Consider the following 16014-nt stretch of genomic DNA (forward strand, 5'->3'; position numbering starts at 1 on the left):
CATAAATGATTTTAAATTATACCAGTAGTCTATACCAAAAACGCTTTCATATCAATGTTTTTGAGAGGTTAATAATTTTTAGTTGAAAAAAGTGAACTAGCGGTATAAAATAATAAACATCCAATAAAAATGAGATATAAAGAAGAGTGAGGGGAAAATATGAGTAATCAGCAAAAACCACCTTATGGAATGATAGCCATTCTATTCGTGGGTGCTTTTGTTTCTTTTTTAAATAATACTTTAATGAACGTTGCCTTGCCGACCATTATGACAGACTTCGATGTTACTTACTCGCAAGTTCAATGGTTGTCAACAGGATATATGCTTGTGAGCGGTGTGTTAATACCGGCATCCGCATTTTTTGTCGTTCGCTTTAAGAACCGTCATTTGTTTATTGCAGCGATGTCTATCTTTACGATTGGTACAATTATCGCCGCTGCAGCGCCAAATTTTAGTGTTTTAATCGCAGGTCGTATGGTACAGGCTGCAGGTTCTGCTGCAATGTCACCACTTCTTATGAATGTAATGCTTGTCAGCTTCCCAGCTGAAAAACGTGGTTCTGCTATGGGGATCTTCGGTTTAGTAATGATCGCAGCGCCAGCAATTGGCCCGACATTATCTGGTTATATTGTCGAACATCATTCATGGCGCATGCTTTTTGAAATGATCATTCCATTTGCAGTGCTAAGCCTTTTGTTTGGTATCTGGAAATTGAAAAACGTAATGGATACAAGAAAAGTATCACTAGATTATCTATCTCTAGTATTCTCAACAATCGGATTTGGTGGCCTTTTATACGGCTTTAGTTCTGCTGGTGATAAAGGGTGGGGCGATCCACTTGTTTACGGTACGATTACAATCGGGGCGATTGCGCTTATTATCTTTATCTTTAAGCAACTTCGCATGGAAGAGCCGCTTTTAGATCTTCGTATTTACAAATATCCAATGTTTGCATTAGCATCAATCATCTCAGCAGTAGTATCTGTAGCGATGTTCTCTGGTATGATTTTAACACCTGCTTATGTACAACAAGTTCGTGGTATCTCGCCATTCCACGCTGGGCTAATGATGCTTCCAGGTGCGATTGTGATGGCATTCATGTCTCCAATCACTGGTAAGCTATTTGATAAATTTGGTCCGCGTATATTAGCTTTCATTGGTTTAACGATTACAACTGTGGCTACGTATTTCTTAACTAAATTAGAAGTAGATTCATCTTACACATATATCATTACTGTTTATACTGTCCGCATGTTCGGTATGTCTATGGTAATGATGCCGATTATGACAAACGGTTTGAACAGCTTGCCAATGTTGAAAAACCCACATGGTACAGCGATCAACAATACTGTTCAACAAGTTTCTGGTGCAATCGGTACAGCGATTTTAGTAACTGTTATGAATAACCACATCAAATCAAGTGCAACAGAACTAGCAGCTGAAGCGAAAGCTAAAGCTGTGAAAGCTGCTAAAAAAGCGGCTGAAGCAGGAATTACACCTTCTTCACCAACAGCTGAACAATTAGCTAAGTTAAAAGCTCAAATTACACAAACAGCTTTGTTAGATGGTATTAACTACACATTTATGGTTGCAACCATTATTTCGGCTGTAGCTCTTGTGTTGTCAATATTCCTAAAACGTGTACGTGTAGATAAAATAAATAAACCTGAAATGGAACAAAAATAAGTAATAAAAAGCGCTTTTGGTCATAATACCAAAAGCGCTTTTTGTATGCTGTTTTTATCCCGCATAATGGGAGGAACATTTGTTCAACTCACTAAAGACGGATGATTGAAGAAAATCCCTATCTCGCGTGAAGTTTCACCTTATTGCAATTGACTGCTTGTAGTGTCGTAGCAATTTGTAATTGTCACCGTATCTTGTGATGATAATTGAGGTACTTGGTAGTAGCCTTTGCGGTTTTGGTAAATGGAGACTTCATACGCCATTTCAATGCAATTAGGGATTGAATCTGCTAACACGCGGCGTACAACAGGGTTTGTTGTTTCGAGAGAGGCAGCTAATTTAGCTGTTGCAGTAGCTTTATGTGAGCTCAATAAATAGCCTGAAATCATCTCGTCATTGAGTTCGCTAGCTTGTGTAATTGGCTTTTTCGGTTGGCCTGGTTTAATGCCATAAGTAAATTTATTGTCTTCAGTCATTTGATAATGGCCTGTTGGATGTGATGGATCACGTCCTGTTTTGAAGCATTCCACCAAGATGTTGTATTCATCTACACAGAATTGATATTGACGGTCCATCATATTGCGTAGTTCAGGATCTTGGATTTGGTCACGTAACAATACGCATTGGTCTAAACCGGCAATCACCGTTGATAATGTTTCATGCATGTCCATTACTTCATGTGCGCCATGGTTGTACTTTGCTGAATCTACATGATACAGTTCGTTTGATTGGTTTTGTTGGTTTGTCAAAGTAGTACCTCCTTTTTTTTCGCGCTCTCACGCAGAAATAGTATGGACTGCTTCAATGCTTCCATACATTCAAAATGGCAGTCATTTCGGTACACCTAACCAGAAGAATGTTTTATAATTTTTATTAAGGAGAAATAATATAGTAAGAAGACAGGAGGGAATGAATTGAAGAAACTTTTAGCACCCATTATTATCATTATTGCAGTAATTGCACTCATCGCTGCGATGCTAGTGCCACGATATAACAAGCTTGTCTCGATGGATGAGCAAGTGGATTCCAAATATGCACAAGTGGAGAACCAATTGCAAAGAAGGATAGATTTGATTCCAAACTTAGTGAATACAGTAAAAGGATATGCGAAACATGAAGAAAGCATTATGAAAAGCATCGCTGATTCTCGCGCAAGATTGGCATCAGCCAAAACACCGCAAGACCAAGCGAATGCCAATGATGAATTAACCGGCAATTTAAATCGATTGCTTGTTATCAGTGAAAAGTATCCAGACCTAAAAGCGGATAAAAACTATCGCCAGTTAATGGATGAACTTGCAGGCACAGAAAATCGATTAGCTGTTGCACGTGAAGATTATAATGAAGGCGTCAAAGAATATAATGGACTTGTACGCAAGTTCCCAGGAAGTCTAGTCGCAGGCATGTTTAATTTCGATAAACGGGAATACTTTAAAGCAAGTGCCAATGCACAAAATGCACCAACTGTTGATTTTGGAGACGATAATCAATGAAAAAGCGCAGATTCCTTTTAGGGGCAGTCTGTGCGCTAATCGCCTTACTAAGTTTTTCAGCAACCACTCAGGCTAAGGGACAGCTGCCTGAAATGGACTATTATGATGACACACCATATGTGCAGGATTTCGAGCATAAATTGTCCGATGACACACAGCAAGAATTAAATGCATTAGCAGAAAAACTAAATAAAGCAACAGGTGCCTCGATTGTCATTCTTACAACAGATACCTTGAATGGCTACGAGGCGCCAGAGTATGGCACCAAGGTAATCCGCAAATGGGGAATCGGCAGTAAGCAGAAAAACAATGGCGTATTAATATTTGCAAGCTTTGCACAAAAAAAGGGAGAACGGGATGCATACATTTCAGTCGGCCAAGGCCTTGAAGGCGCATTACCAGACGGAAAAATTGGTCGAATACTTGATGACTACATGTATCCTTATTTAGCCCAGGATAATTACGATGAAGCATTTCGTTCCGTCTTCATCAAAGTATATAACGAAATAGCCAAAGAATATGATTGGAACGGGCAGTTAGATAACCCTCAAAAACCGGAAGAAGAGGAAGGCGGTCTTTCGACGACAACGATTATTATTTTAGTTATTGTCGGCCTCATCATTTTCTCTTTCTTCTCCAAAGGAAACGGAGGAGGCGGCCCAGGTGGACCTGGTGGAAGAGGACGCTTTGATGACAGTAGCTTCCCTGGAGGCTTTGGAAACTTCGGCGGCTTTGGAAATGGCTCATCCGGTGGAGGTAGCAGTGGAGGCTTCGGCGGATTTGGCGGAGGCTCATCCGCAGGCGGCGGTGCAGGCCGCAAATGGTAACACAGTCTAAATAATGAATGTAGTGAGGATAACTATGGAAATCACGTATTACAGCAGGCCCAATTGCGGTCTTTGTGAAGAAGGGAAATTGCTGTTAAAGCTAGTATGTGAAGATTTTCCCTTCCAACTCAATGAAATTAATATTGAAGAAGATGAAGAAATTCATGAGAAATATATGCTAATGATCCCTGTCGTCATGAAAAACAATGAAATCATTCAGTATGGCCAGCTTGATTATGTGACATTGCTTGAAGGCATACAGGAGTAAGCGTAGCGAAATGAATTTACAATAGAATAAGTCATAGAACACAGTTGAAGTGGGAATAGCGAATACTCCTGCGGGAAAGCGAGACAGACGAGACTCCGTAGCTTATTGAGGAGGCTTGTCGCTCGCCCGCGTAAAGGGCAGCTATTCCCACTTCAGGGTTTACTAAATAGAAGAGGGGATTTTTGAAGATAGCTAACCGCTTTTTAGATTACACTGAGCAAAATACAATACTTAAAAAGCATAAAATTTCATTCAGTAAAAAATCTTAAATTGAGTTGATTGGTGTGAAAGGCGACGACTCCTGGGGGAATAGCGGGACAGGTGAGACCCCGCAGCGAAGCGAGGAGGCTTACCGCCCGCCCCCCGGAAAGCGGCGCCTGGAATGGAAATCAACAGTATCACCTCTCTTGTAAATGCATCTTCTGGTGAAAAATCTTTATATAGTTCAAAAATTTGCAAGTAACGTTCACAAAATGTATACTTATTTCAGGAAGTAAATTTTTTTATAGTAAGTGGGACATTTTTTAAATTGCTGGGACAAAATTTGTCCCGTTAGTATGAGAGGAGAGAGAAAGGACATTATTACAGTATCTGAAGCTCAATTAAAAATAATGCCGGAAATGTCTGAACTTCTTCATACGCGTTATCGTTTTTTACAAATGATTGATATGTTGGGTCCTGTAGGCCGAAGAGGTCTTGCAGAGAATCTTTCTATTGGAGAAAGAGAAGCCCGCAAAGAAACGGATTTGCTGCGAGAACAAGGCTTGATTATTGCAAGCCATTCCGGCATGAGAATATCCGAATCGGGTAAAGAAGTATTAGAGATTTTAAAGCCTCTTGTCTACGAATGGTCAGGTATTTCTGTAATGGAAAAACAACTGACTCAAAAATTAGGCATACAAAGAGTGCTTATAGTAGATGGTGATATAAATGAAACACCTTCTATTAAAATCCTTCTTGGATTAGAAGCGGCCAAAGTGCTGAGCAAGGTTGCGAAAGAGAAGGAAATCATCGCTGTGACAGGTGGAAGTACATTAGCTGCAATCGCAGACAGTGTAACCCCGTCTGACCAGCCGAACAATTTGACTTTTATCGCAGCAAGAGGCGGCATGGGCGTCGATGATATGAGACTCCAAGCCAACACGATTGCAGCGACATTTGCCCAAAACTCAGGTAATGCCTATCGTACGTTGTATTTACCAGAGCATTTAAGCGAGACAGCTTATAAAGCAATCATTGAAGAACCAATGGTCAAAGAGATGATTGATTTATATGATCGGACAGATGTTGTTATTCACGGCATCGGGTCGGCGATCGAAATGGCGTCAAGGCGAAATTCCACAGAAACAGAGAAAAGTAACCTTCTCGAGCATGGCGCTGTCAGTGAAGCTTTTGGTTATTACTTCGACGAATCGGGTAAAGCTGTACAAAGGATTCAAACTGTAGGGATCCAACGCGAACAAGTAAATAGGTGTAAAAGTATTATTGCGGTAGCAGGTGGGAAGAATAAAGCAGCAGCGATTCTTTCATACTTTAAACAGGGAGCAAATCAGACGATTCTCGTCACAGATTCTGCCGCAGCGAAGGAAATGCTTCACTTACTAAAATAACAATTTAACTGGAGGAAATAAAAATGACTTTAAAATTAGCGATTAATGGTTTTGGACGTATTGGCCGATTGGTATTCCGCGAAGCGTTTAAACGACAAGATATCGAAATCGTAGCAGTAAATGACTTAACAGATTCAGCTATGCTTGCACACCTTCTAAAATATGATTCTGTACACGGTATTTTAGATGCAGAAGTTTCTGCTGAAGGCGATGATCTAGTTGTAAATGGCAAAAAAGTTCGCGTTTACGCTGAAACAGATCCTGCAAAACTTCCATGGGGTGATTTGAATGTAGATATCGTTGTAGAATCTACAGGTCGTTTCACTGATTATGATTCAGCTCATAAACATGTGGAAGCAGGCGCTAAAAGAGTCATCGTTTCTGCACCTGGTAAAGACATGCCGACATACGTAATGGGCGTAAACAATGATCAATACAATGCAAAAGAAGATGTAGTTGTATCAAACGCTTCATGTACAACAAACTGCCTATCTCCAGTGGCAAAAGTGTTGGATGAACAATTTGGTATCAAACGTGGCATGATGACAACTGTCCACTCTTATACAAATGACCAACGTATCTTGGATTTACCGCATAAAGATTACCGCCGTGCACGTGCAGCAGCGCAATCTATGATTCCAACAACAACTGGTGCAGCTGTTGCGGTAGCAAAAGTATTGCCACAATTAAAAGGCAAATTAGATGGTATGGCGATTCGCGTCCCAACACCTAATGTATCTCTAGTTGACTTGGTAGTTGAATTAGAAAAAGATGCTACACCTGAATCAATCAACAGCGCATTGAAAAATGCATCAGAAAATGAACTAAAAGGCGTAATGGCTTACTCTGAATTACCACTTGTATCAATCGATTACAACGGCAATACTTCTTCATCTACAGTAGATAGCCTATCTACAATGGTGCTTGAAGGCAACCTAGTAAAAGTACTTGCTTGGTATGATAATGAATCTGGTTATTCTACACGCGTAGTGGACTTAGCGGAATACATGGCTAAACAAGGCTTCTAAGTCAAACTAATCGTCAAATGACACTGTGCGTAATCCTGCATGAACGGGCAGCATAACCACTACAAACTTATAGATAAACAAGAAAAACTAGTGGGAGACAACTGCCCGTATATGTGCAAATTATCGAAACGAAAGACAAGGAGATAAAAAATATCCCCTTTGTGTCAAGTTTCACTTATAATGGATTATGGCAAAAAAGGAGAAGCGTATTATCTGACTTCTCCTTTTTTTGCGAATGTAGTAAGCGCTTTATTCAATCATTTGATAATTGGAGGATTGGCAAAATGAATCAAAAAAAGACAATGACTGATGTAGAAGTACAAGGGAAACGCGTATTTGTCCGAGTTGATTTCAACGTACCAATGGAAGACGGTAAAATCACAGATGAAACACGTATTAAAGCAGCATTACCAACGATTCAAGCTTTAGTAGAAAAAGGTGCAAAAGTTATTTTAGCAAGCCATTTGGGTCGCCCAAAAGGCGAAGTAAAAGACGAATTCCGTCTAACAGCTGTAGGCGAACGTCTTTCTGAATTACTAGGCAAAAACGTTCAAAAATTAGACGAGTCTATTGGCGAAACTGTTGAGAAAGCAGTAGAAGCTATGCAAGATGGCGACGTTATCTTACTTGAGAATGTTCGCTTCCATAAAGGCGAAGAAAAGAATGATCCAGCACTTGCAGAAAGCTTTGCGAAGTTAGCGGATGTTTATGTGAATGACGCATTCGGCGCTGCTCACCGCGCACACGCATCTACTGAAGGTATTGCGAAATACTTGCCAGCCGTAAGCGGATTATTAATGGAGAAAGAACTAGATGTATTAGGCAAAGCTTTATCTAATCCTGAACGTCCTTTCACAGCAATCATCGGTGGTGCGAAAGTTAAAGATAAAATCGGCGTAATTGAAAATCTTCTTGAAAAAGTAAATCATTTAATTATTGGCGGTGGTCTTTCATACACATTCATCAAAGCACAGGGCTATGAAATCGGCACTTCATTGTTAGAGGAAGATAAGATTGAGTTAGCTAAATCATTTATTGAAAAAGCAGCTGAAAAAGGTGTGAAATTACATATGCCTGTAGATGCTGTGGTAGCAAACGAATTTTCGAAGGATGCAGAAACAAAGGTTGTCGACATTGATCAAATCCCAAGCGATTGGATGGGACTAGATATTGGACCGAAAACAGTTGAAGAATATGCAGACGTAATCAAAAATTCGAAGCTGATTATGTGGAATGGGCCAATGGGTGTCTTTGAAATGGACAAATTTGCAAACGGCACAAAAGGCGTAGCAAAAGCTATGGCAGAGACAAACGGCTATACAATTATCGGCGGCGGTGATTCTGCTGCAGCTGTCGAAAAATTCCATGTAGCAGATCAGATGGACCATATCTCAACAGGTGGCGGTGCATCATTAGAATTTATGGAAGGCAAGGAATTGCCAGGCGTTGTAGCGCTAAACGATAAATAGTAAAAACAAATTGGAGGACGATTAGTGTGAGAAAACCAATTATTGCAGGTAACTGGAAGATGTATAAAACTTTATCGCAAGCTGTGGAGTTCGTACAAGAAGTAAAAACATCCATTCCTGAGAGTACAAAGGTAGACGCAGTAATCTGCGCACCAGCATTATTCTTGCCATCACTTGTAAAAGAGGCAGAGGGTTCAGCACTTGAGATTGGTGCTCAAACGATGCATTTTGAAAATGAAGGTGCATTTACAGGCGAAATTAGTCCAGCCCAATTAGAAGATTTGAAAGTAAACTATGTGATTTTAGGGCACTCAGAGCGCCGTGAATACAATAATGAAACAGATGAAAGCGTCAATAAAAAAGTGCATGCTGCATTTGAACATGGCATGACACCAATCATTTGCGTTGGCGAAACATTGGATGACCGCGAAAAAAGTCATACGATGGTGAAAGTGTCCTCACAAGTAGGAGCCGCATTAAAAGGTCTTACAAAAAATCAAGTCGCTAAAACTGTGATTGCGTATGAACCAATCTGGGCAATCGGCACAGGTAAAACAGCTACTTCAGAAGATGCCAACACAGTATGTGAAGGAATCCGTAAAACAGTTGCAGACATCGCTGGTGAAGAAGCTGCAGAAGCAGTTCGCATTCAATACGGTGGCAGTGTAAAACCTGCAAACATCAAGGAATTGCTTTCAATGGAACATATCGACGGTGCATTAGTCGGCGGTGCAAGCTTAGAGCCAGATTCTTATGTGCAATTATTGGAGGCGGGTGCAAATGCCTAACAGACCAGTAGCATTAATTATCCTTGATGGTTTCGGCTTCCGTGATGAAGTATTCGGGAATGCCGTGGCACAAGCGAAAAAACCAAACTTTGAGCGTTATTGGAATCAATTTCCGCATAATATGCTGACAGCTTCAGGTGAAGCAGTTGGTCTTCCAGCAGGACAAATGGGGAACTCTGAGGTAGGCCACTTAAATATTGGTGCAGGCCGAATTGTTTATCAAAGTCTTACAAGAATCGATAAGTCGATCCGAGAAGGCGACTTCTTTGAAAACAGCGCATTTTTAGATGCGATAAGATATGCAAAAGAAAAGCAATCTAAACTCCATCTTATGGGACTGTTATCAGATGGTGGCGTACACAGCCATTATGAACATCTATTTGCTTTACTGAAATTAGCCAAAGACCAAGGGATTAAAGAAGTATATGTCCATGGTTTCCTTGATGGCCGTGACGTAGGTCCAAAAACAGCTGTCACATACGTGATGGAAACAGAACGCCAAATGGCTGAAATCGGTGTCGGCGAGTTCGCAACGATTAGTGGTCGTTATTATGCAATGGACCGAGATAACCGTTGGGACCGCGAAGAAAAAGTCTACAAGGCATTAGTGGATGGAGAAGGCGTCGTAGCAGATTCTGCTGTTGCAGGTGTAGAAGCTTCTTATAAAAACGATGTCACAGATGAATTCGTCGTGCCATTCGTGATCAAAAAAGAAGGAAAACCTGTCGCAACAATTGAAGACAATGACGCGGTAATCTTCTTTAACTTCCGTCCAGACCGCGCGATTGAACTTTCAACAGCGCTAACAAATCCGTTGTTTGATGGCTTTGAACGAAGCAAAAATCATCCTGAAAACTTGAAATTTGTTTCATTCACGCATTATAGCGATACAGTACTTGCTGAAGTAGCATTCCATAGCATCGATTTGAAAAATACGATTGGTGAAGTATTGTCTAACAACAACCTACGTCAATTGCGTATTGCGGAAACAGAGAAATATCCACATGTTACATTCTTTATGAGCGGCGGCCGGGAAGAGAAATTTGGCCTGGAAGAACGGATTTTAATCAACTCGCCAAAAGTAGCGACATATGATTTGAAACCTGAAATGAGCGCTTATGAGGTAACAGACGCGTTGGTAGAGGCGATTGAAGCTGATCGTTTTGACGGCATCATCTTGAATTTCGCCAATCCAGATATGGTCGGTCATAGTGGTATGCTTGAGCCGACAATCAAAGCGATTGAAGCAGTGGATGAATGCTTAGGACAAGTTGTGGATGCACTTCTTGCCAAAGGTGGCGCTGCGATTATCACAGCAGATCACGGTAATTCAGATGAAGTGGTGACGCTTGAAGGTATGCCAATGACAGCTCATACAACAAATCCAGTCCCTGTGATTGTGACAAAAGAAAATATTGTTGTAAGAAGTGGCGGAATTTTGGCAGATTTGGCTCCGACCATGTTAAAATTACTAGGAGTGGACCAACCACTTGAGATGACAGGAAAACCATTATTTTAAAACCAAGGAGAGTAAAAAAATGCCAATTATTACAGACGTACAAGCTCGTGAAGTATTAGATTCACGCGGTAACCCAACAGTAGAAGTAGAAGTATTTACAGAATCAGGCGCTTTCGGACGTGCAATCGTTCCATCTGGCGCATCTACAGGGGAATATGAAGCAGTAGAATTGCGCGATGGCGACAAAAGCCGCTACCTTGGCAAAGGTGTTTTAAAAGCTGTAGACAACGTAAACAACATCATTGCACCAGAACTAATCGGTAATTATTCAGTGCTTGACCAAGTATCTGTGGATGAGCACATGATCGCTGTAGACGGTACAGAAAATAAAGGTAAATTAGGCGCGAACGCAATCTTAGGCGTGTCTCTAGCTGTAGCACACGCAGCAGCAGATTACCTTGATATGCCTCTATACCAATACATCGGCGGCGTAAATGCAAAACAATTGCCAGTACCAATGATGAACATTGTAAACGGTGGAGAACACGCGGATAATAATGTGGATATTCAAGAATTCATGGTTATGCCTGTTGGCGCTGAATCATTCCGCCACGCATTACGCATGGGTGCTGAAATCTTCCATTCCTTGAAAGCAGTCTTGAAAGAATCAAACTACAGCACATCTGTAGGTGATGAAGGCGGCTTTGCACCAAACCTTTCTTCAAATGAAGAAGCATTATCTACAATCGTGACTGCGATTGAACGTGCTGGCTACAAACCAGGCGAAGAAGTAATGCTTGCGATGGACGTTGCATCATCTGAGCTATATTCAGACGAAGATAACAAATATCACTTAGCTGGTGAAGGCGTGACAAAAACATCAGAAGAAATGGTTGCATGGTATGAAGAATTAACATCTAAATATCCAATCATCTCAATTGAAGATGGTCTTGATGAAAACGACTGGGAAGGTCACAAAATGTTGACTGAACGCATCGGTAACCGCGTTCAATTAGTAGGTGACGATCTATTCGTTACGAATACGAAAAAATTGTCTCGCGGTATTGAAGAAGGCGTAGGCAACTCAATCCTAATCAAAGTAAACCAAATCGGTACATTGACAGAAACTTTAGATGCGATTGAAATGGCGAAACGTGCTGGCTACACAGCTATCATTTCTCACCGTTCAGGCGAATCTGAAGATACAACAATCGCTGACATTGCTGTAGCTACAAATGCAGGACAAATCAAAACAGGCGCACCATCTCGTACAGACCGTGTCGCAAAATACAACCAATTACTTCGCATCGAAGATCAATTGGCTGGTACATCTCAATACAACGGTATTAAATCATTCTATAACTTGAAAAAATAATAGAACGATTATTTAAAGCCTCCTATATTTTTATAGGAGGTTTTTTTATTTATAGTGGCGAAAGATAGCTTATTGTCTTTTTAAGAAGCAATACGGGTTAAGCAGTATGAAACTAATTACAAAGCGAGGTTGATCTAAATGGAAAAGGTGACTCCATTCTTAATGTTCCAAGGTGGCAAAGCAGAGGAAGCAATGAATTACTACACTTCACTTATTGAAGATTCCGTCATTGAAAGTATTGTTAGGTATGGCCCAGGCGAAAATGGGGAAGAGGGAACCGTAATGCAGGCATTATTTTCATTAAAGGGACAAGAGTTCATGTGCATAGACAGTGCGCCTGTCCACAAGTTTACTTTTACACCCTCCTTCTCTATCTTTCTTACGTGTGATTCGGAAGACGAGCTGACTTATCTTTATGAAAATCTCCTTGCAGATGGAGAAGCGTTAATGCCACTAGATAACTATGGCTTCAGTAAGAAGTTTGGCTGGGTGAATGATAAATTTGGTGTATCGTGGCAAATTAATCTTCCAAATGATTAATTGAAATAGAGTTTACAGAAGGGCAATATACAATTTTAAATCTCTCTAAAAGCTAAAAAATCAATCAAAGATTTTTCTTAGTACACATTTCTTTACAGCCTCCTATCATTTGTGGGAGGCTTTTATTATAGGGAGAGGGCAATATACTCTCTGTTAAGATGAGGAATAAAACGTCGAAACTAAAATAGGAGTGATTGAATTGACCATTAAAATGATTTTAGACGATAGAACGATACAATTAACTAATTATGAAGAAGAAAAAGTAAATGGATTATATCAAGTGTTAGTTGAGTTTGATGTGACAAGTGAAGAATATCATGATGTAGCAACACTGCTTTACAAAGGGACGTTTGATGTAAAGATACCGGAGAAAGATATAGCTTTTCGAGGGACCATCCATAACTATTCCACTTCTATTACAAACCTGTATAACGAAGGGGAAGTAGGACAGTATAAATTGACTCTGTTAGAAGTAAAGGATTGAGCTGAAATGAGGTTAAGCATACTAGACCAGTCACCTATTTCTTCAAATCAGACCCCACGTGATGCATTGAATGAATCGATGAAATTAGCACAAACAGGAGAAGAGCTAGGTTATACGCGATACTGGATTTCCGAACATCACGATCTGCCTGGGCTTGCATGTTCTGCGCCCGAAGTGATGCTAAGCTACATTGGCGCACACACGCAACGCATTCGTATTGGGGCGGGGGCAATCTTATTGCCATTTTACCGGCCTTTTAAAGTGGCAGAAACCTTTCATATGCTAGCCACATTATTTCCAAGTCGCATAGACCTCGGTTTAGGACGAGCTCCCGGAGGATCAGCAGAAGCGACGAATGCATTGTCCGATAACTATTTGCAAAGTGTTTATAAATTTCCTACCGCGGTGAAGGAGTTACTTCATTTCTTAGACGACGACTTCCCAGCGGAAGCGGAATACTCTAAAATCTCTGCATCTCCTTTACCTGAACATCCGCCAGTACCTTGGCTTCTTGGTACCAGTAAAAAAAGCGCATTGCTCGCAGCAGAGAATGGCATGCCCTATACGTTCGGCCATTTTATGAGTGACAATGAAGGAGCACCAATCGTCAAAGAATATAGGGAAGCCTTTATACCACGCAAAGAAGGGCAAACGCCACAAGTCATCGTCACCGTCTCTGCGATTTGCGCTGAGAGCACGGAAAAGGCTGAAGAAATGGCACTAAGCTCCCTCATCTGGTCTTTGCAAAAAGACAAAGAAGAAGGGCTGCAGGGTGTTCCATCCATTCAAGAAGCGAAGCAATATCAGCTGACGGAAAAAGAAAAGGAATCGTTAAATAGTACGAGACAAAACATGATCATTGGTAATCCGCATGAAGTGAAACAGAAACTAAACGAATTGAAAGAAATGTATGGAGTAGACGAAATTATGATCAATACCATCACACATTCTCTGGAAGATCGAATTCAATCCTATCAACTCATTGCGAAAGAAGTATTAGGAGAGCTCAATTCTTTCTTTTTAAAATAGTGGGGAAGTCAGGAAGATGTTGCAAGGGTAGATGCTAATTCGTTTGTAGGGGTAATATCCCGCTTTCTTTTATAACTTATAATTAATAAAATATATAAATTTGTGTAAAAGCACTCTATCCCATAGGGAAGAGTGCTTTTTGATTAATTCAAAATAAAATAATTGAATTTTAGGTACAAGAAATAATTAAAAAAAGATATTAGTTTGCTCATTTGTGAGATTTTTGATTGGTGTTCGTTGATTTTGTTATATAGTAAATTCTTGAATTTCTCTTAATTCATTTGCGTGCTGGTGTAAACAACAAGATGCTTTCTATTTATTATTTATTAATAAGCAACATATAGTCAAAAAATAAGAAGTTGATTCAGAATTGCAGCTATCAAATCAAGACTTTACCTAAATCATTTAAGATTAAGAATATTCATATAAACATTAATCTTTACTTCTTTATGCCGATATCTAAAATTGAGGAAAAGCTAAGGAATAACAGAGATAATTAAATAATTGAGGTGAATATATTGAGTTTTCTCGAAGGAGTTTTAAACAAACACACCGTAACTGCACAATCTATCTTTTTCAATGTTAAGTTTATTATATTTTCATTTGGATTAATTTCAGCATTTGGATTTTTAATGGTATATTGCTTTTTATATGGCTATTATTTTAGCGGGAATAAAGTTATGAGTATTTCAAACTTTAATATTATTTCAAACCTTGTCCCATTTAGTCTACAAATGATATCTATGACTATTATTTTTTTTACTTGTATCTATTATATTTTATCTAGTCTTCTTTCTTTAAGCAGGAAAACAAAAGAAAATAAGTGGTGGCTTTATTGCTTATTTTTACTAACAATAATACTATTAAATATATTTATAACTCTCTTTTTTGCAAATGAATTGTCTTTTATTAGTTTTTTAAGTTTTCTTTTAGTTTGGGTATTTATAGGATTAATTGTTTGGTCTTTATATGTATTGATAAATTTTAGTAATAACTTTTATATTATGTTGAAGAGTATGTTTTTTGTTGTGTTTATTTTGTTAGCAATTTTAATTATTTCAATTAGTTTTTTAAAAATAGAATCTAAAATAGTAGATTTAATTATTACTCTACTAATCATTCCTCTATTTCTTTTAACGATTACTATTTTTCATAAATTCTATACCCATAAATTAATTGCATTTTTAAGCTATCTATCTTTTTTCTTTTTTTTATTTCTGGTAATGGGGTATTTTATTAATACATATATAATCAGAATTCCTTTTAAAATTTCTTTTATTTTGATGTTATCCTTGATTTTTAGTCTAATATTTTTAAATTTCTTTTTTAAAAAAGAAATTGATTTTATTCATCCAAAATTTAAAAGTCAAAATAAAGAAGCCGATATTAAATCTAAAGAAGAAATAAATGGAATAGATACTAACGAAAATACAAACATGCTATACCAATCAATTATTATTTTTTATAATTCGGTAACCAATAAAACAGATAAAAGAGACAAATTTATTTTAGCCTTTCTTTTATTCTTAATCTTTGTAAGTATCCCTAGACTTTCATTATTATGTGGCCAAAATATAAGGAATTTAAATGTATCTACGGAAAACACCTTAGAAATATGCTATATATATCAAAATGGAATTGAAAAAGGGATGTTAGGTAAATATATAATTGAGAATAATTCAACACTCTATATTTCAAATAATGATTGGCAATTGGAAATAATTAAACCTATAAATTATCATGTTAAGTCAATAAATTCAAAAAAAGAAAAAGATCTAGAGTGTTTATGTGAGAACTAAAAGCAAAGCAAAGCAATCAGGTTTACAGTTGCTTTATGGCCTTTAATTATTTTAATTTTTAAATTTTCAATCAAAAAATCTAGCAATGGTACTTCAAATTTTTACTTTTTTGTCGTAAAAGCTATAGAAGAATGTTAAAATATAAGATAACTATAGGTT

Annotated in this window: 15 protein-coding genes; 14 read left to right on the top strand and 1 reads right to left on the bottom strand. The window is 38.6% G+C overall.

The window, feature by feature from the left end:
- The first annotated feature begins 159 nt into the window (after positions 1-159).
- Positions 160-1686, top strand: coding sequence for a DHA2 family efflux MFS transporter permease subunit (locus F0527_RS11900; protein ID WP_150285038.1), 1527 nt, complete (start codon positions 160-162; stop codon positions 1684-1686).
- Positions 1687-1826: 140 nt separating this feature from the next.
- Here the strand turns inward: F0527_RS11900 and F0527_RS11905 are convergent, their stop codons facing one another.
- Positions 1827-2435 (bottom strand): spore coat protein, encoded by a 609-nt coding sequence (locus F0527_RS11905; protein ID WP_223823593.1) that lies wholly within the window; start codon positions 2433-2435, stop codon positions 1827-1829.
- A 165-nt stretch (positions 2436-2600) separates the two neighbouring features.
- On the opposite strand from F0527_RS11905, the gene F0527_RS11910 reads away from it, so the two are divergent.
- From F0527_RS11910 to F0527_RS11970, 13 genes are all read left to right on the top strand, one after another.
- On the top strand, positions 2601-3179 hold the full coding sequence (locus F0527_RS11910) for a LemA family protein (protein ID WP_150285039.1): 579 nt from the start codon (positions 2601-2603) through the stop codon (positions 3177-3179).
- The gene (locus F0527_RS11915) at positions 3176-4006 is read left to right on the top strand and encodes a TPM domain-containing protein (protein ID WP_223823594.1); all 831 of its coding nucleotides are present in this window, start codon (positions 3176-3178) and stop codon (positions 4004-4006) included. The genes F0527_RS11910 and F0527_RS11915 overlap by 4 nt, the downstream gene beginning before the upstream one ends.
- Before the next feature lie 34 nt (positions 4007-4040).
- A complete protein-coding gene (locus F0527_RS11920; RefSeq protein WP_066789471.1) occupies positions 4041-4274 on the top strand; it encodes a glutaredoxin family protein in 234 nt (77 codons plus the stop codon).
- Positions 4275-4831: 557 nt separating this feature from the next.
- Positions 4832-5884 (top strand): sugar-binding transcriptional regulator, encoded by a 1053-nt coding sequence (locus F0527_RS11925; protein ID WP_066789468.1) that lies wholly within the window; start codon positions 4832-4834, stop codon positions 5882-5884.
- A 23-nt stretch (positions 5885-5907) separates the two neighbouring features.
- Complete coding sequence (gene gap / locus F0527_RS11930; RefSeq protein WP_066789465.1) at positions 5908-6912, top strand: type I glyceraldehyde-3-phosphate dehydrogenase; 1005 nt, start codon at positions 5908-5910, stop codon at positions 6910-6912.
- 284 nt (positions 6913-7196) lie between these two features.
- Positions 7197-8381, top strand: a complete 1185-nt coding sequence (locus F0527_RS11935) for a phosphoglycerate kinase (protein WP_150285040.1) — start codon at positions 7197-7199, stop codon at positions 8379-8381.
- A 26-nt stretch (positions 8382-8407) separates the two neighbouring features.
- On the top strand, positions 8408-9169 hold the full coding sequence (gene tpiA, locus F0527_RS11940) for a triose-phosphate isomerase (RefSeq protein ID WP_150285041.1): 762 nt from the start codon (positions 8408-8410) through the stop codon (positions 9167-9169).
- Positions 9162-10688 (top strand): 2,3-bisphosphoglycerate-independent phosphoglycerate mutase, encoded by a 1527-nt coding sequence (gene gpmI, locus F0527_RS11945; protein WP_150285042.1) that lies wholly within the window; start codon positions 9162-9164, stop codon positions 10686-10688. The genes tpiA and gpmI overlap by 8 nt, the downstream gene beginning before the upstream one ends.
- Before the next feature lie 19 nt (positions 10689-10707).
- The gene (eno, locus tag F0527_RS11950; RefSeq protein ID WP_150285043.1) at positions 10708-12003 is read left to right on the top strand and encodes a phosphopyruvate hydratase; all 1296 of its coding nucleotides are present in this window, start codon (positions 10708-10710) and stop codon (positions 12001-12003) included.
- Between the two features lie 138 nt (positions 12004-12141).
- The gene (locus F0527_RS11955; protein ID WP_150285044.1) at positions 12142-12543 is read left to right on the top strand and encodes a VOC family protein; all 402 of its coding nucleotides are present in this window, start codon (positions 12142-12144) and stop codon (positions 12541-12543) included.
- A gap of 199 nt (positions 12544-12742) precedes the next feature.
- On the top strand, positions 12743-13027 hold the full coding sequence (locus tag F0527_RS11960; RefSeq protein ID WP_150285045.1) for a DUF3219 family protein: 285 nt from the start codon (positions 12743-12745) through the stop codon (positions 13025-13027).
- Between the two features lie 6 nt (positions 13028-13033).
- Positions 13034-14056, top strand: a complete 1023-nt coding sequence (locus F0527_RS11965) for an LLM class flavin-dependent oxidoreductase (protein WP_150285046.1) — start codon at positions 13034-13036, stop codon at positions 14054-14056.
- Positions 14057-14574: 518 nt separating this feature from the next.
- Positions 14575-15855 (top strand): hypothetical protein, encoded by a 1281-nt coding sequence (locus F0527_RS11970; protein ID WP_150285047.1) that lies wholly within the window; start codon positions 14575-14577, stop codon positions 15853-15855.
- The last annotated feature ends 159 nt before the right edge of the window (positions 15856-16014 follow it).

The organism is Rummeliibacillus sp. TYF-LIM-RU47, assembly GCF_008638315.1.
Lineage (GTDB): Bacteria > Bacillota > Bacilli > Bacillales_A > Planococcaceae > Rummeliibacillus > Rummeliibacillus stabekisii.